Source organism: Kribbella steppae (assembly GCF_004342025.1).
GTDB classification, from domain to species: domain Bacteria; phylum Actinomycetota; class Actinomycetes; order Propionibacteriales; family Kribbellaceae; genus Kribbella; species Kribbella steppae.
Map to the genome: position 1 here is coordinate 65,622 of NZ_SLWN01000016.1, position 15,740 is coordinate 81,361.

At 67.7% G+C, this 15,740-nt stretch carries 16 protein-coding genes, 7 tRNA genes and 1 pseudogene; 14 read left to right on the forward strand and 10 right to left on the reverse strand.

Features of this window, described 5'->3' with window-relative positions:
* Entirely contained in the window at positions 1 to 1,575 is a 1,575-nt protein-coding gene (locus EV652_RS36035; protein ID WP_132213973.1) for a sensor histidine kinase, read from the reverse strand.
* Positions 1,576 to 1,630: 55 nt separating this feature from the next.
* A complete protein-coding gene (locus EV652_RS36040; protein ID WP_132213975.1) occupies positions 1,631 to 2,740 on the reverse strand; it encodes a GntR family transcriptional regulator in 1,110 nt (369 codons plus the stop codon).
* Positions 2,741 to 2,801: 61 nt separating this feature from the next.
* Between EV652_RS36040 and EV652_RS36045 the strand changes: the two genes are divergently transcribed.
* From EV652_RS36045 to EV652_RS36065, 6 genes and pseudogenes are all read left to right on the forward strand, one after another.
* On the forward strand, positions 2,802 to 3,518 hold the full coding sequence (locus EV652_RS36045) for an SDR family NAD(P)-dependent oxidoreductase (RefSeq protein WP_132213977.1): 717 nt from the start codon (positions 2,802 to 2,804) through the stop codon (positions 3,516 to 3,518).
* A gap of 25 nt (positions 3,519 to 3,543) precedes the next feature.
* Positions 3,544 to 3,765, forward strand: a pseudogene (locus tag EV652_RS36050) (IclR family transcriptional regulator domain-containing protein); the annotation flags it as partial.
* A 39-nt stretch (positions 3,766 to 3,804) separates the two neighbouring features.
* Positions 3,805 to 4,035 carry an NAD(P)-binding domain-containing protein gene (locus tag EV652_RS44865; protein WP_199238599.1) on the forward strand — a complete coding sequence of 77 codons (231 nt, stop codon included), beginning with the start codon at positions 3,805 to 3,807 and terminating at the stop codon, positions 4,033 to 4,035.
* Complete coding sequence (locus EV652_RS36055) at positions 4,032 to 4,574, forward strand: DUF1932 domain-containing protein (RefSeq protein WP_199238600.1); 543 nt, start codon at positions 4,032 to 4,034, stop codon at positions 4,572 to 4,574. The genes EV652_RS44865 and EV652_RS36055 overlap by 4 nt, the downstream gene beginning before the upstream one ends.
* A gap of 39 nt (positions 4,575 to 4,613) precedes the next feature.
* Positions 4,614 to 6,071 (forward strand): ArnT family glycosyltransferase, encoded by a 1,458-nt coding sequence (locus tag EV652_RS36060; RefSeq protein ID WP_132213981.1) that lies wholly within the window; start codon positions 4,614 to 4,616, stop codon positions 6,069 to 6,071.
* A gap of 19 nt (positions 6,072 to 6,090) precedes the next feature.
* Entirely contained in the window at positions 6,091 to 6,711 is a 621-nt protein-coding gene (locus tag EV652_RS36065) for a formylglycine-generating enzyme family protein (protein WP_132213983.1), read from the forward strand.
* Here EV652_RS36065 and EV652_RS36070 read toward each other — a convergent pair.
* Positions 6,708 to 7,694 carry an NADPH:quinone oxidoreductase family protein gene (locus EV652_RS36070; protein WP_132213985.1) on the reverse strand — a complete coding sequence of 329 codons (987 nt, stop codon included), beginning with the start codon at positions 7,692 to 7,694 and terminating at the stop codon, positions 6,708 to 6,710. The two genes, EV652_RS36065 and EV652_RS36070, sit on opposite strands and share 4 nt — an antisense overlap.
* 155 nt (positions 7,695 to 7,849) lie before the next feature.
* Entirely contained in the window at positions 7,850 to 8,260 is a 411-nt protein-coding gene (locus EV652_RS36075) for a DUF7144 family membrane protein (RefSeq protein ID WP_132213987.1), read from the reverse strand.
* A gap of 135 nt (positions 8,261 to 8,395) precedes the next feature.
* Between EV652_RS36075 and EV652_RS36080 the strand changes: the two genes are divergently transcribed.
* A complete protein-coding gene (locus EV652_RS36080; protein WP_132213989.1) occupies positions 8,396 to 9,004 on the forward strand; it encodes a DinB family protein in 609 nt (202 codons plus the stop codon).
* A gap of 537 nt (positions 9,005 to 9,541) precedes the next feature.
* Here the strand turns inward: EV652_RS36080 and EV652_RS36085 are convergent.
* The 3 genes from EV652_RS36085 to EV652_RS36095 form a co-directional block, all read right to left on the reverse strand.
* A tRNA-Val gene (locus EV652_RS36085) sits at positions 9,542 to 9,613 on the reverse strand.
* Positions 9,614 to 9,634: 21 nt separating this feature from the next.
* Positions 9,635 to 9,705, reverse strand: a tRNA-Cys gene (locus EV652_RS36090).
* A gap of 35 nt (positions 9,706 to 9,740) precedes the next feature.
* Positions 9,741 to 9,813, reverse strand: a tRNA-Gly gene (locus EV652_RS36095).
* A 174-nt stretch (positions 9,814 to 9,987) separates the two neighbouring features.
* Here EV652_RS36095 and EV652_RS36100 point away from each other — a divergent pair.
* On the forward strand, positions 9,988 to 10,806 hold the full coding sequence (locus EV652_RS36100; protein ID WP_132213991.1) for an aminotransferase class IV: 819 nt from the start codon (positions 9,988 to 9,990) through the stop codon (positions 10,804 to 10,806).
* A 106-nt stretch (positions 10,807 to 10,912) separates the two neighbouring features.
* Here EV652_RS36100 and EV652_RS36105 read toward each other — a convergent pair whose 3' ends face one another.
* Positions 10,913 to 11,479: a CGNR zinc finger domain-containing protein gene (locus EV652_RS36105; RefSeq protein WP_242002207.1), complete on the reverse strand. Its 567-nt coding sequence runs from the start codon at positions 11,477 to 11,479 to the stop codon at positions 10,913 to 10,915.
* 124 nt (positions 11,480 to 11,603) lie between these two features.
* On the opposite strand from EV652_RS36105, the gene EV652_RS36110 reads away from it, so the two are divergent.
* Positions 11,604 to 11,675, forward strand: a tRNA-Val gene (locus EV652_RS36110).
* Positions 11,676 to 12,149: 474 nt separating this feature from the next.
* Here EV652_RS36110 and EV652_RS36115 read toward each other — a convergent pair.
* On the reverse strand, positions 12,150 to 12,578 hold the full coding sequence (locus tag EV652_RS36115) for an SRPBCC family protein (protein WP_132213993.1): 429 nt from the start codon (positions 12,576 to 12,578) through the stop codon (positions 12,150 to 12,152).
* A 280-nt stretch (positions 12,579 to 12,858) separates the two neighbouring features.
* On the opposite strand from EV652_RS36115, the gene EV652_RS36120 reads away from it, so the two are divergent.
* A complete protein-coding gene (locus EV652_RS36120; RefSeq protein WP_132213995.1) occupies positions 12,859 to 13,686 on the forward strand; it encodes a tetratricopeptide repeat protein in 828 nt (275 codons plus the stop codon).
* A 14-nt stretch (positions 13,687 to 13,700) separates the two neighbouring features.
* Here the strand turns inward: EV652_RS36120 and EV652_RS36125 are convergent, their stop codons facing one another.
* Positions 13,701 to 14,150 (reverse strand): pyridoxamine 5'-phosphate oxidase family protein, encoded by a 450-nt coding sequence (locus EV652_RS36125; protein WP_132213997.1) that lies wholly within the window; start codon positions 14,148 to 14,150, stop codon positions 13,701 to 13,703.
* Between the two features lie 114 nt (positions 14,151 to 14,264).
* On the opposite strand from EV652_RS36125, the gene EV652_RS36130 reads away from it, so the two are divergent.
* From EV652_RS36130 to EV652_RS36145, 4 genes are all read left to right on the forward strand, one after another.
* Complete coding sequence (locus EV652_RS36130; RefSeq protein ID WP_132213999.1) at positions 14,265 to 15,134, forward strand: sigma-70 family RNA polymerase sigma factor; 870 nt, start codon at positions 14,265 to 14,267, stop codon at positions 15,132 to 15,134.
* A gap of 237 nt (positions 15,135 to 15,371) precedes the next feature.
* Positions 15,372 to 15,444 (forward strand) — tRNA-Gly (locus tag EV652_RS36135).
* Between the two features lie 35 nt (positions 15,445 to 15,479).
* Positions 15,480 to 15,550: transfer RNA gene (locus EV652_RS36140), tRNA-Cys, on the forward strand.
* A 35-nt stretch (positions 15,551 to 15,585) separates the two neighbouring features.
* Positions 15,586 to 15,657: transfer RNA gene (locus EV652_RS36145), tRNA-Val, on the forward strand.
* Positions 15,658 to 15,740: the final 83 nt, after the last annotated feature.

Sequence of the window (15,740 nt, forward strand, 5' to 3'; positions counted from 1 at the left end):
TCAACCTGTCTCGGTAGTCGGGGGGACAGAGCCGGTCTGGACGATGGACTTCGCGACCAGGGCACCGTCGGCGAAACAGAGCCGGTAGGCGTAGTTGGCGGAGAACGGCGCGTCCGGACGGTAGTAGCGACAGGTCCAGCCGGCCGGCGGGGTGTAGCCCTCGGCCGGCGGGTCGATCATCTGCATCGAGGGAAGCGCCTTCTCCACCTCGTGCTCGGGCTGCCCGATGGTCAGGCCGTCGTACTTGCTGGGCCGCAGGATCGAGCTGTAGCCGGCGACCAGGTAATAGGCGAGGGCTACCACGCCGACCACCGCACCAAGGACCAGCGGAGCCGCCACGGCCGTGATCAGTCCGCGCCGGACATCTCGCCGTACCGTGGCCCGTTCGGCCGCCGCGGCGGACACCGACGGCTGCTGCTCCGGCTCCGGTGGGCCACCTGCCCGCGGCATCGTCGCGACGACCTCGAACCCATCTCTCAAAGGCCCAGCGGTCAACGTCCCGCCCACGAGCCGAACCCGCTCGCGCAACCCATCCAGCCCCCGACCCGATGACGGGACGGACGACGGCACCGGCCGCACTGCACCTGTGTCGACGATCTGCACTCGTACGTCGTCCTCGCCAGACGTCACGGTCACAGTCACCGAGGCGCCCGGTGCGTGCTTGCTCGCGTTCGTCAGCGACTCCTGGACGACGCGGTGCACCGCCCGGTCCACCATCGGCGACAGCTCGGCATCACCCTCCTGGATCAGCCGCACCGAGAGTCCTGACGCTGCAGCTCGCTCGACGAGTGTCGGCACCTTCTCGTCACGTGGGACCAGCGGAGCATCCGTGTCCCGCAGTACGCCGATGATGTCGCCGAGCCGGTCGGTCGCCGTACCCGCCATCTCCCGCAGCTCGGACGCGGCCCGCCGATGCTCCTCCGGCAGCGACGGATCGAGCTCCAGCGCGGCGGCCCGCAACGCGATCAGACTCAGCTCATGCCCGACCGAGTCGTGCATGTCCTGTGCGATCCGCGAACGCTCCCTGAGCCGCTCCTGGTCGATCGCCATCCGCTGCTCGCGCTCGATCCGCTCAGCCCGGTCCCAGCCGGCCGTGGTGAGCAACGCCTGCTGCGCCCGGTACCGCCCGATCAGCCACGGCAGCACGACCAGCAGCAACGCGAGCAGCAGCATCACCAGCCAGGTGAGCACCGCTTCCGTCGCCTGCTCCTCGCGACGCACGACCAAGGTGAGCAGCAGCATCCCTAGCAGGGACCAGCTGCACACCAGCACGAAGTGTTTGAGCTGCGTCTCCCGCCGCCCGGCCAGGTAACTCAGCAGCGTGATCGCCGGAACCAGGGCGATCGGTACGCCGTACGACGTACCGAGGGCGAAGGCGAGGATGACGATCTGCGCCCAGGCGACCACCGTGAAGGCGAGCAGCGGCCATGCCCGGCGGAAGAAGACACCGACGAACAGCGCGGCGATACAGGCCGCCCGCACCCAGTACGAGTCGTTGCGGGCACCGCTCTCCGCGAGCACGAGGAGGCTCAGCACGGCCCACAGGCCGACGTCTCCCACGCGTCGCCAGTTCATGCCCCCAGACGCTACACAGTCCCGCCGACGCGTCGTACTGCCGAAGGTCAGGTCTTCAGTTGCCTTCGGCATCAACGAGCTCGAACGGCACGATCGACAGGTTCGGCACCGACTCGCCGCGCAGCTGGGCCAGCAGCAGGTCCACCGCGCGCCGGCCCATCTGCCGCTGGTTCTGCCGGACATGCAGGTACGGCGGCCCGCCGATCGAGTCGCCCGGTGAGTCGAAGCACGCGACCAACTGCTCGCCGTTCAGCGCCCGGTCGACCATCCGTGCCAGGTTGTACTCACACGCGACGTACGCCGTCACGTCGGGCACCCGCTCGCGGAACGCCCGGATGACGTCGATATCCGCCCGGATGCTCTCGGTCGTCGTCGATCCGGGCAGCGTGCTGCGCAACTCGGTCAGCTCGTACGCCTGGCCGCGACCCTCGAAGGCGGCCCGGAACCCCTCCAGCCGGTCCTCGATCGACGAGGTGTTCACCGGCGGCGGTGAGACGAAAGCGATGTGCCGATGTCCTCGATCGAGCAGCCGGGACGTCAATGCCCGCGACGCCGCCACGTTGTCGGTGTGGACGGCGGCGACCGGGATGCCCGACAGGTGACGGTCGACCAGCACCACCGGGTACCCGTCCAGCACCTGCCGCAACACGCTCGCGTTGTAGAAGTCGCCGTGCACCGGGAAGACGATCAGCCCGTCCACCTCACCCGTCGACACCAGCGAGTCGACAGCCTTCTCCTCATCGGACTGCCGGCCGTGCGTCCGCCGTACGACGAGATGAGCGCCGTACTCCGCACACCGCTCCTCGATCGCGTTGAGGAGATCCAGGCCGTACGCCTCGGACATATCCGGTACGACGAACGCCACCGACCGGGCCTCGTTCTTCGGCCGTGGCACCCGGCCCTTGAGCGGCACAGTGACTCCGGTCAGGTCGGGCAGGTTCCGCACCACGAACGTGCCCCGGCCGCGGATCCGCTCGACCAGGCCGGCCTCCCGCAGTACCTCGAGGGCCCGTTTGGAGGTGATCCGGCTGACCTCGAACTGGGTCGCGAGTTCCATCTCCGACGGGACCCGGTCTCCGGGCCGCAGCGCACCTCGGCGGATCTGCTCCAGCACATGCGTACTGAGCTGCTCGTAGAGCAGGCCCGCTCGTCGTCCGGTTGACATACCAACATCATGTCGCATTGTCGGCGGACGGTGGCACGGTGGGTTCCGGAGGTGATCGGACATGCGGATCGACGGGAAACTCGCGGTCGTCACCGGCGCCGCGGTCGGCATCGGCCGGGCGATCGCACAACGACTGGCGGCCGCGGGCGCCGAGGTGGTCGTCGCCGACATCGACACGAACGGCGGGATGCAGACCTGCGAGTCGATCGGCGCCAAGGCGCGGTTCGTCCAGGTCGACATGCGCGACGACGACGCGGTCGCGGACCTGATGGCATGTCAACCACAGATCCTGGTCAACAACGCCGGCGGCGGTCCTGACCTCCGCCCCTGCTTCCCGGAAGCGTCGGTGGAGCGCTGGTCGGCGTCGCTCGACCTCAATCTGCGCGCGCCGATGCTGACGACGCAGCTCGCGCTCCCGGCCATGCGACAAGCCGGCGGTGGGGCGATCGTGAACGTGGGATCGACCGCAGGGCTGGGATTCGGGCCGCATGTGTCGCCGGAGTACAGCGCTGCCAAGGCCGCTCTCATCCGACTCACCACGACGCTGGCGCCGCTCGCCGACAGCCATGGCGTTCGGGTCAATTGTGTGGTTCCCGACTGGGTCGCCACCGAGCGCGGCATCCGGGAGCGTGAGGAGCTGCCCGAGGCCGAGCGCGGCCCCGCGCTGGTCCCCCTCGACGTCCTCACCGACGCAGCCATTCGCTTCGTCGAGGACGACACCCTGACCGGCCGGGTCGTCCTGCTGGAGCGCGACGAACGGCCCTTCTTCCTCCACTGATCCGCCCTGCAGAACGCGGTCGCGTGCGCTCTTGACACACCTGGCGCAGGTCCGGGAGCGCGGCTTCCACTACTCCCTCAACGAGCGGGTCGTGGGCTCGTCCGGTGTGAGCGCGCCGGTGTCGCGGCCGGACGGCTCGGTCCGGGCCGCAGTCGGTATCTCCGGGCCCGCGGAACGCCACCCGGAGAGCGAAATGCTCGGCTGGGTGCCTGAGCTCCGCCGCGCCGCGGGCGCGCTCGGCCGCTGAACCCACTTCTTCCACCTTGTCTTGAAGGATTGATGACCTATGCGTTGTGCCGTAATCGGTCTCGGTGAGGCGGGCGGTGTCTTCGCCGCCGCACTCGCTGATGCCGGCCACGAGGTGCTCGGGTACGACCCCGGTGACAAGCCGACACCTGACGGCGTGGTTCGTGTCGGCACGCTCGTCGAGGCTGTTCGCGGGGCGTCGTACGTGCTGGTGCTGATCGCCGCGTCGGTCGCGCCGACGATCCCGAGGAATCCCGGCCGCATCTGGTGAACGGTGTCTGCTACGCCGACTTCACCTCCGCGGCTCCGGGTGTGATGGAGCTGCTCGGGCAGCAGATCGACGGGTTCGCTGACGTCGCGATCCTCGGGCCTGTTCCGTTGCATGGCTCGAAGGTGCCGCTGTTGGTGAGTGGGCCGGGCGCTGAGTCGTTGGCCTCGCTGGTGCGGCCGCTCGGTACGCCTATCGACGTACTGGAGGCTCCACCCGGTGCTGCGATGGCGCGCAAGTTGCTGCGGAGCGTCTTCATGAAGGAGCTCGCGCTGGTGATCTGCGAGGCGGTCGAGGCTGGGCGGGCTGCCGGTGACGAGGAGTGGATCCGGGCCGAGATCGCTCGGCAGCTCGCGGGTGATGGTCAAGCCGTCATCGATCGGTTCCTGACCGGTACGCCGACACACGCCGTACGTCGGGCGCAGGAGATGCACGACACCGGCGCTTACCTGGACGATCTCGGGGTGTCGGCCGAGCTGACCCGGGCGACCGAACGGAGTCTGCGCCGGTACGCAGAAAAGTCCGCACCAGTTCCTGGTTAATTCCTGGTCCGGGCGCCGACGGGCTGACAACATTCCCGCATGACAGCCACTCGCCCGTCGGTGCCCGACTTCGCAGCCATTCCGGTGCTCTCCGTCGCGGCCGTGGTCGTGGTCGTGCTCACGGCACTGTCCGGGCGGTACGGGTACCACCGAGACGAGCTCTACTTCATGGTGGCCGGTCAGAAGTTGGACTGGGGGTACGTCGACCAGCCACCGCTCACACCGTTGCTGGCGCGTGTCTCGACGGAGGTGTTCGGGAACACCCCGATGGGGCTGCGGGTGGTGTCAACGCTGGCGTCGGCGATCACTGTTGTCGTGGTGGCGTTGATCGCGCGGGAGTTCGGGAGCTCGCGCCGCGGGCAACTGCTGGCCGCTGTGTGTGCTGCCGTGTCCGGGTTCCTGCTCGGTGTCGGGCATCTGGTGTCGACAGCGACGTACGACCTGCTGGCGTGGATGCTGATCTGCCTGTTCGCGGTGAAGCTACTGCGGACAGGTGACGGGCGCTGGTGGCTCGCACTCGGCCTGACTGCGGGCGTCGCGTTGGAGAACAAGTACCTGGTCGTCCTGCCGATCGGTGCGCTATTGCTGGCGCTGCTGATCGTCGGGCCGCGTGGCGTACTGCGTTCCTGGTGGCTGCTGGCCGGTATCGCAGTCGCGGGGGTGGTGGCGTTGCCCAATGTGTTGTGGCAGTTCCAGCACGACTGGCCTCAGCTCACGGTCGCTGGTGGCATCAGCGAGGACGACGGCACCGAGAACCGGATCATGTTCATTCCGCTGCAGCTACTGCAGTTGTCGCCGTTCCTGATCCCCGTCTGGGTGGTCGGGTTCCGGCGGCTGTGGCAGCTGCCTTGGGCCCGGTCCGTCGCGTTGGCGTATCCGGTGCTCTGCCTCGCCGTACTGGCCGTTGGCGGGAAGTCGTACTACGCCCTGCCACTGCTGCTCGTCCTGGTCGCGGCTGGCGCCGAGCAGGTGCTGTCCTGGTCGCGTCGTGCGGTGGCCGCCGGGCTCGTGCTGACGGCTGTGACGTCTGCTGTGTTCACGTTGCCGGTGCTGCCGGCGTCCGCGGTCGACTTCGTGATCCCGATCAACAAGGAGCAGGGCGAGCAGATCGGCTGGCCGTTGATGGCTGACACCGTCGCCGCGGAGTGGAACCGGATCCCCACCGACCAACGCTCGGCGGCGACGATCTTCACCGGCAACTACGGCGAGGCCGGTGCCCTTCGCCGCTACGGGCCCGCGCTCGGCCTTCCACCGGCGTACTCGGGACACATGAGCTTCGCCGACTGGGATCGTCCGCCCGACACGCAAACAGGTCCCGTGCTCCTCGTCGAGATCGAACGCTCCCCGGCGTTCGAGGCGCAGTTCCGCGGCTGCGAACAGGTCGCCACGATCGACAACATCGTCTCGAACGACGAGGACGGCGCTGCGCTGGTCCGGTGCGACTCCCCCGCCGAGCCGTGGTCCACTCTGTGGCCGAAGCTCCGGCGCTACTACTGACGTTCCGTAGGGTTGCCGGATGCAATCGATGGTCGACATCCCGGCCGGAACCATCGCCCTCCGGGACGACCGCCTCGGCACCCGCTGGCAGGTCGAACTGTCCGCATTCCGCCTGGCTCGCTTCCCTGTCACTGACTCTGGCGACCTCCCACTCACCGGTCTCAGCTGGTACGACGCCATTGCCTTATGCAACCAGTTGTCCGCTGTCGTCGGTCTAGCTCCGGCCTATGTGATCGACGGCTCGGAGGTTCGGTGGGACACGGACTCGCCCGGGTACCGCCTGCCGACCGAGGCCGAGTGGCAGTACGCGTGCACCGCCGGTACGCCGGCCTACCGCTACGGCCCGCTCGAGGACATCGCCTGGTACGCCGACAACTCTGCTGGACGAGCGCATGCCGTTGGGTTGAAGGCACCCAACGCGTGGGGCCTGCACGACATGCTTGGCAACATCTGGGAGTGGTGCTGGGATCTCTACGACCCAGCGACGTACGGCTCCTACCGCATCTTCCGCGGAGGCGGCTTCGCCGACCCCGAACGCTCCATCGGCTCCACCGTCCGCCGCCGCTCCCACCCCACGTTCGCCATCGAGGACCTAGGCCTCCGACTCGCTCAATCTGTTGAGGGCGTGAAAGCTCTTTAGGGTTTGAGAGCAATCTTGCCGACGGTGGCACGCGCCTCCAACTCGGCCAACGCTTTCGGCCCATCAGCCAGGTCGTACACCGTCGGCTCGCCAGGCGGGTACACCCCGATCGAGATCAACCTGGACAACTCCGCCATCAACTCGGCAAACATGTCCGGCGCCTGCTGACTCAGCACACCGATATGCAGCCCGATCACGTGCACCTGGTGCGTGAAGTTCAACTCCCAGTTGCTGATCGACGCCTCTCCCCCGGCAACGCCGTACACAACAACCTTCCCCGTCACCCGCTTGGCCACCTCGAGACTCTTCTTGAACGTCTCCCCACCCACCGACTCCAGTACGACGTCCACACCCTTGCCATCCGACAGATGCCGCACCTCGCTGGCTAGGTCCGCGGTTCGGTAGTCGATCACGTGGTCGGCGCCAAGCCGCCGTACGACCTCATGTTTGCTCGCCGACGCGGTCGCGATCACCGTCGCGCCGTAGTGCTTGGCCATCCGCACGGCCGCCTGCCCCACTGCACCGGCCGCCGCATGAACCAGCACTGTCTGTCCAGCTCTGAGCTGGCCCAGCGGCTTGAGTGCCGCCAGGGCTGTCGCCCAGTTCAGCACCAGGCCGAGCGCCTGCTCGGGCCTCCACCCCTCCGGCACCGGCGCGATCCCATCGGCCGCCATCACCATGTACTCCGCGAACGCGCCGTACCCGGTGCCTATCACCCGCGCCCCGACCTCGACAGCCGTGACGTCGGCGCCCAAGGCAACCACCTCGCCCGCCGCCTCGAACCCCGCCAGGTACGGCGCCTGAGGACCGCCGTGATACGTCCCCCGCGTCTGCATCACATCCGCGAAGTTCACCCCGGCAGCCGCTACCTTCACCAGCACCTCACCACCTCCAGGTGCCGGCGTCACCGCGTCCTCCACCAGTCGCAGATCCACCGGCCCAGCCAGCGTCTCCTGCCGCAACGCCCGCATGACCCCGCTCATCCACACTCCCCTTGTTTGACCTTCATCGAAGTTCGACGCTGATCGTACTATAGCGCCGACTCACGGGGACGAGCGGCAGCATCCAGGCGCTTGTGCGCCCGGACCAGGGTTGCGGTCGGACCAGAGTTGCGATCGGACCAGGGTTGCGGTCGGTGTCAGCGCGTGAGCAGGCCTGGACGTGTCAGTGTCCAGATGACCCAGACGTCGAGCGCAATCACCAGCAGCGCCCAAGCCGGCGCGTGCGAGATGAAGAGGAAGTTGTTGAGGGCGCTGAACCCGGCCAAGGCGATCGCGAAGATGCCGGCCCACCGCCTCTGGGCGAAAAGGCTGAACCCTGCCACGACCATGGCGAGCCCGATCGCGAGATGGATCCAGCCCCACACCGTCGTATCGAAGGCGAACGCGTATCTCCTGACCGGCTCGAAGTCGGTCTCGTCAATGATCGCGGCGAGACCGGAGGTGATCTGAAACGCGCCCAGCAGCACCATCATTGACGCCGCGAACGTGAACCCCGCCATCGCAACACCGGAGATCTCCGGGCGCTCGTCAATTTCCTCGTGGACCATTACCGTCCACCTTCCCTCGTCGATCCGCACTCGACTGATGCCAAGCACGAACGACGCTAGGCTCGCCGGACCACCCCCCACCTCACCCCCAGCAGGCGAATCCGCAGCCCCCAGCTCCCAGCAACGGAGGATTCAATGCAACCGGCCGACGCGCTGGATCGCGCTGTTGACACCGTGGTCACCGCCCTCAGCCCCGCGACCGACCAGGACTGGCAGTGTCCAGCAGGCGACCTCGAATGGTCATGCCGTTTCACCGCTGAACACGCCGCACACTGCCTGCAGACCTACGCGATCCAACTCGCAAGCCGCGCTCCCACGCACTACGTGAGCTTCTTCTCCCGCGCCCTGAACGACGCCACGAATGCCGACGTCCTGGAGCTCCTAGCGGCGAGCGGCCGCCTCCTCGCCGCCGTCGTACGCGCGGCCGAGCCCACCGACCGAGGCTTCCACCCCTTCGGCATGGCCGACGCCGAGGGCACCGCAGGTATGGGCTGCATTGAACTACTCGTCCACGGCGGCGACATCGCCGCCGGACTCGGCCTACCGTACGAGCCACCTCCAGACATCTGCACCTGGCTCCTGGCCCGCATGTTCCCAACCCACCACGCCGAGCAACAAAGCCGCGTCCCCGCCCTCACCCCCTGGCCCACCCTCCAATGGACAACCGGCCGCCTCACCCCACCCAACCTCTCCCCCACCACCACCTGGCACTGGCACAGCGCCCCCCACCAACCCCCCACCTAACCCCCGCTTGCGCCCGCGGGTCGGTGGCCTTGGGCTGGCCTGCGAGGTCAGGCACTGAACCGGAGGTTGTTGTTGAGGGCAGTCGAGACCCGCCGCAAAGCAAGCCGCGGCGTCCAACCCGAGCCAGAAACCAAACCGCAGCGCCCAACCCCAGCCGAGGAGCCAATCGCGGCGACCAGCCCACGCCGGCAACCGAACCGCGGCGATCAGCCCACGCGGGAAGCAAACCGTGGCGGCCAACCGAAGCCGCCGAGCGAAGCGACGGCGCAGCCAAACCGCGGCGATCAGCCCACGCGGGAAGCAACCGTGGCGGCCAACCGAAGCCGCCGAGCGAAGCGAAGGCGCAACCAAACCGCGGCGACCAAACCCAGCCGGAAAGCAAGCCGCGGCGCCCAACCGAAGCCGCCGAGCGAAGCGAAGGCGCAAGGGGGTGCGGGTGGCGGAGCCCCCGCTCGCGGCGAGCGCAGCGACGCCGCACAAACGACGAAGGCGACCCGCTCCGCGCTCTCCGCGGACACGAGTCGCCTATCGCCTTCGTGGACGATACTGGGATCGAACCAGTGACCTCTTCCGTGTCAGGGAAGCGCGCTACCGCTGCGCCAATCGTCCAAACCTGTTGTGAGGGTTTCGAGGTGGAGACGGGATTCGAACCCGTGTACACGGCTTTGCAGGCCGTTGCCTCGCCTCTCGGCCACTCCACCAGTGAGAAGAAAGCTGGCCCGCCGAACCCTCTCCGAGCGGACGACCGGGTTCGAACCGGCGACCTCAACCTTGGCAAGGTTGCGCTCTACCAACTGAGCTACGTCCGCAGTGCGACCGGTTTTTCGTTCCCCGGCGCGAGAAGAACATTAGCCCATCTCCGCCGGACTTCAAAAACCGGGGTCCCCCTCCAGGTCGACGTACGGTCATCAACCGGTCACCTACGGACGGGCCGATCGTCCCGGATCGCCTTAGCACTAAGGTGTTATGCGGAAGGAGCACCAATGCGTATCTGGCTGAACGGCACCCTGCAGGACGACCAGGCGGGCGTCTCGCCACTCGATCACGGACTGACCACGGGCGACGGGGTGTTCGAGACGATCAAGATCGTCGAAGGACGACCGTTCGCGGTCACCAAGCATCTGGAGCGGTTGGTCCGATCCGCGGTCGGTCTCGGCCTGCCGGAGCCGGACGTCGCACAGGTCGAGCAGGGCATCGCGGCCGTGGTGAAGGCCGACCCGGACATCCCCTTCGGCCGGCTGCGGATCACGTACACGGGTGGTGTCTCACCGTTGTCGTCCGATCGCGGTACGTCGGGTCCGACGATCGTGGTCGCGTCCCAGGCCATCCAGCGCCCCGGACCGACGTCGGCGATCGTGACGGTTCCGTGGGTCCGCAACGAACGCAGCGCGGTCGCCGGTCTCAAGACGACGTCGTACGCCGAGAACGTCCGAGCCCTCGCCTACGCAAAGGAACGCGGCGGCAGCGAGGCGATCTTCGCCAACACGGTCGGAAACCTCTCTGAGGGCACCGGTTCGAACATCTTCTGCGTGTACGACGGCGAGCTCGTCACGCCGACCCTCGAGTCGGGCGCTTTGGCCGGTGTCACCCGTGCTCTGGTCCTCGCCTGGTTCGGCGCTGTCGAGCGCGACGTACCGCTGGGCCGCCTCCACGAGGCCGACGAGATCTTCCTCACCTCCACCACCCGCGACGTCCAAGCCATCCACCGCGTCGACGACCGCGACCTCCCTGCCCCGGGCCCAATCACCGCCGAAGTCGCACAAGTCTTCGCCACCCGCTCCGCCGAAGACCTCGACCCCTAACCAACCCGGCCTAACCCGAAGCCCACTGCGGCGAACGGTTACCGCGGCCGGCGGGCATCAGTAGAACAGCTCTCCGCGTGTTGCTGCGGAGAGCTGTTCGAGGCGCCTACTCGCCTGAGGCTTTGCGGCGTTCGCGGTACGCGGCGACATGCAGGCGGTTGCCGCAGGTGCGCGCGTCGCAGTAACGCTTCGAGCGGTTGCGGGACAAGTCGATCAGGGCGTCGTCGCAATCCGGGGCCTCACAGCGACGGAGTCGTTCACGTTCGCCGGCCGAGATCACCTGGGCAAGCGCAATCCCACACTCGACCGTGATCCGGCACGCCAGCGACGCACCGTCACGCGAGTAGTGGATGTGCCACGGGTGCCCGTCGTGATTCGTCAACCGCGGCGTCGTCGTACCGCGGGCGACGATCGCGTTGATCATCGCCGCCGCCGTGGCATCGGATTCCGTGGTGAAAACCGGCGAGAACAACGGCCGCAGCTCGCGGACCTCGGACAGATCCTTCTCCGTCAACGTCCCGACCGCACTGAACTCGCGCTCCTGGACGAACTTCTCCAGATCCTCGAGCGAATCCATGGTGTCGACCTGGCTGTTCGGCCCGGGCAGCGTGTTCACCAGCCGGACCAGCGTGCCGAGCGCCTGCTCGGTGTCGTGCGAGAAAGTCACAATCACGTCTCCAACGCGACGGGGTCTCCGTCTTGCAGCAAGAGTAGCCCGGCCGGATTAGATCGTCGCTGAATGATGCGCTAAGGTTTCACCCGCAAGGCACACAAAGCAACACCAGCACCACCAGAGCGGGCGATTGGCGCAGTGGTAGCGCGCTTCGTTCACACCGAAGAGGTCACTGGTTCGAACCCAGTATCGCCCACGAAGTCGATAGGCGACTCGTGTCCGCGGAAAGCGCGGACTGGGTCGCCTTCGTCGTTTGTGCGGCGTCGCTGCGCTCGCCGCGAGCGGGGGCTCCGCCACCCGCACCCCCTTGCGCCTTCGCTTCGCTCGGCGGCTTCGGTTGGCCGCCGCGTCTCTCTTTCCGGCTCGGGTTGGTCGCCGCGGTTTGGTTGCGCCGTCGCTTCGCTCGGCGGCTTGGGCTGGGCGCCCCGTCTCTCTTTCCGGCTGGGGTTGGTCGCCCCGGGTTGCTTTCCGGCTCGGGTTGGTCGCCGTGGATTGGTTGCGCCGTCGCTTCGCTGGCGGCTCGGGTTGCTCGCCGCGGTTTGGTTGGGCCGTCGCTTCGCTCGGCGGCCACCGGAGCAGCGCGATCGCGCCATGAGCAATCAGCTGCGCCGCGTGCAGATGGTCGCGGAAGCCAAGTGTCCAAGGGCTTTTGGTTCGTGCCAGTAGTTGTTTACGTGGGCGGGGTCTCGGCGGCTCGCTTGATTGAGGCGGCCTCGGTTTCGACGTAGCGCTTGGTCAGCGAGCGCGTCAGCAGCCAGCCGATCCCGGAGAGCGGGCCGGACACGGTCAGGGCGAGGGTGAGGCGGCTGCCGTCGGGGTGCGGTTCGACGACGTGCGCGGCGGTGATGGTGACGCCGGGCGAGCTCGACTCCCAGGTGTACGACGACCCGTCGGCCAGCTCGATAACCGTCCACACCGCTGTGGGCAGCCGGGGCTGCTGCAACCGGGTTCGGGAGCCGACGGCCAGCGGTCCGGCGTCGAGACGCTCCACGGCGTCGACCGTCGGGATCCGCTCGGGCCAGCGCTCGACGTCGACGACCACCGCCCAGACCCGCTCGGGCAGGGCCGCGATGGTGACGGTGTGCTGCAGGCCCAGCATGCGCTGAGTGTACGACGGCGCCCTGCGAGACTGAGGCCCCCGAACCACAGGCTTCCGGCTCGGATTGCTCGTCGCTGTTGGCTTTCGTGCTTTGGTGACGTCCTGTACGCCGCGGGCGAGCTGGCTAGTGCCGCGAACACCTAGACCTGTCCAGCGGCAGAATGGATGGATGGGTCTTTTGGGGCGGGGTGAGGGTCGGTCGGCTCGCGTGGTTTGGGGAGAGTGGGTGGAGGCTGATCGGGTTGGGGATGTTGCGGGGGCAGGGCGGTTGGCGCGGGAGATGGTGGAGGTTGCGCCGCGGTCGTTCAAGGCCTGGTTCGAGGCGGGGTTGTATTCGAAGGCGCGTGGTGACTGGGCGGATTCGGCGGCGCGGAATCAGCGGGCTGTGGAGCTGTTCACGGCGCGGGATGCCGGCGAGTTCGACGGTGTGAATCCGGCCGCGTGGAACTTGGGGATCGCGGCAACGGCTCTCGGCGACTGGGCGACTGCTCGGCAGGCTTGGACGGCGTACGGGATTGAAGGCGTTGGCGTCGGGTCCGAGCCGATCGACGGTGACTTCGGTATGACGCCCGTACGGCTGAATCCCGATCGACCGAGCCTGGCGCATCAGGTCTCGCCGGAGTTTGGTGATGCCGAGGTTGTGTGGTGCTGGCGGCGTAGTCCAGCTCATGCGGTGATTTCGAGCGTTCCGCTGCCGGAGTCCGGGCACCGCTTTCGGGACGTCGTGCTGCACGATGGCGAACCCAAAGGGCAGCGACGGCTCGGCGACCGGGACGTGTCGGTCTTCGACGAACTCGCCCGCCTCGACGAGTCCGGCCTGCCCACCTGGCAGGCGCAACTGCTGGGCGCGGAGCCCGACGACCTGGCGGCACTCGCTGAGATCATCGGTCCCAAAGGGCTAGGGCTCGACGACTGGTCGGGGATCCGGATGATGTGCTCGGATTGCTCCCACGGATCGCCGGGTGCGGAACACGATCACGCGGCTGCGCCGACCGACGCGACTGTTGTTGGACTCGCCGGCTCCGAGGGCGACTTGCGCGCCTGCTTCGACGAGTGGCTTGCCGACAGGCCGCACGTCACGCTGGCGGAACTCACCTTCCTCTGGTGATGGGATCCGCCACGTTAGACGAGCCAGATGCCGTCGCGCAGGAGGACGCGATCCTTCAGTTCGTTGACCTCGCGCCAGGCCTGGATCTTCGTCGGCGTCAGGCGGAAGAAGAGATAGCCGGCCAACGGCCGAGGATCGAACCCGGCCTTCTCGGCGAAGGCGTCCCCTTCAGATTCACTGATCTCGTGGGATTCCAGGATCTCGGCGGTGGCTTCGATGTGGATGACGTCGCGCGTGTGGCCGAGGGTTAACTGGAGGGTGGGGTTCGCTCGCAGATTGCGGGCGGTGGGGTTGCCGCCGGCTGTGGACAGGAGCAGGGTCTTGCCGTCCCAGAGGAAGGACAGGGGCATCAGGTACGGCGTGCCGTCGTCCGAGGCGGTCGCAACCCAGACGTCGACGTCCTGCTCGAGGCGACGGAGCGTGTCCTGCCTGCGCACGGACAGCGGGCGGGCCGGCTCTGTCATGGTGATCTCCTCTGGGGTGTCGGGGCTGCAGTGTCACATGTACGGCGGATTGTGCGTCACACCCATGACGGCGCCGGGCCGGAAACGTGACAGGTCGAGAGGGACGTGGTGGATATGAGTGAGCACGACTGGCTGGCGGTCCGGTTCGAGGAGAACCGTGACCACCTCCGCGCGGTCGCGTACCGGATCCTAGGCTCCGCACCCGAAGCCGAGGATGCCGTCCAGGAAGCCTGGATCCGGCTCAGTCGCTCCGACGCCGACTCGATCGAGAACCTCGGCGGCTGGCTCACCACAGTCGTCGGACGGATCTGTCTGGACATGCTGCGGTTGCGGCGTGGGCATCCCGAGCAGCCGGTCGGCGAGCACTCCCCCGCGCTCGCCGATGTCGACGTACCCGATCCTGAGCTCGAAGCGGTGCAGGCGGATTCGGTCGGTCTCGCGCTGCTCGTCGTACTGGAGACGTTGACGCCGGCCGAGCGGTTGGCGTTCGTGCTGCACGACATGTTCGCCGTACCGTTCGAGGACATCGCGCCGATCGTGGGCAAGTCGCGGGCGGCCGCGCGGCAACTGGCGAGCCGGGCGCGGCGGCGGGTGCAAGGTACGCCGGAACCGCCTGAGGTGGACACCGGCCGGCAGAAGGAGATCGTCACCGCGTTCCTGGCCGCGTCACGGGGCGGCGACTTCGAGGCGCTGCTGGAGATGCTCGATCCCGGGGTGGTGCTGCGTGCCGACGAGGCGGTCGTGGCGCGGGGTGCGGCCGAGTTGGTCCGCGGTGCGGCGGCCGTCGCCGAGACGTTCTCCGGCCGGGCGCAGGCCGCCAGGCTCACCCTGGTCGACGGCCTGGCCGGCGCCGTCTGGTCGCACCGAGGCGAACCGCGAGTCGTCTTCAACTTCACCATCACCGACGGCCGCATCACCACCATCGAACTCCTCGGCAATCCCGACTACCTGGAGGACGTCGACCTCTCCCCTCTCGAGGCCTGACGACCGCGCGTACGGCGGCGGCAATGGCGTGCTCTGTCGCGGTTGCCGCCGTACGACGTCATGCCCGTTCGCGGGGTGGTCGGGGTGGCATGACGCCTGGGACTGGTGTTGCCGGTGGGGTGAAGATCACGCTGAAGAGGTCCGGATCGCGACACCCCGGAATCTGGTTTTTGCAGACACGAAAAGTGCGCTACTGTTCTGCTCTCGCACCGAGCGGAAACACCCGGTCGGAGCGATGCGGACGTAGCTCAGTTGGTAGAGCGCAACCTTGCCAAGGTTGAGGTCGCCGGTTCGAACCCGGTCGTCCGCTCGGAGAGGGTTCGGCAGGCCAGCTTTCTTCTCACTGGTGGAGTGGCCGAGAGGCGAGGCAACGGCCTGCAAAGCCGTGTACACGGGTTCGAATCCCGTCTCCACCTCGAAACCCTGCTTCATGTGGTTTCTGTACGGTTTTGGACGATTGGCGCAGCGGTAGCGCGCTTCCCTGACACGGAAGAGGTCACTGGTTCGATCCCAGTATCGTCCACGAAGTCGATAGGCGACTCGTGTCCGCGGATTGCGCGGACCGGGTCGCCTTCGTCGTGTGCGACAGACCCGCCAGGGCTGCCC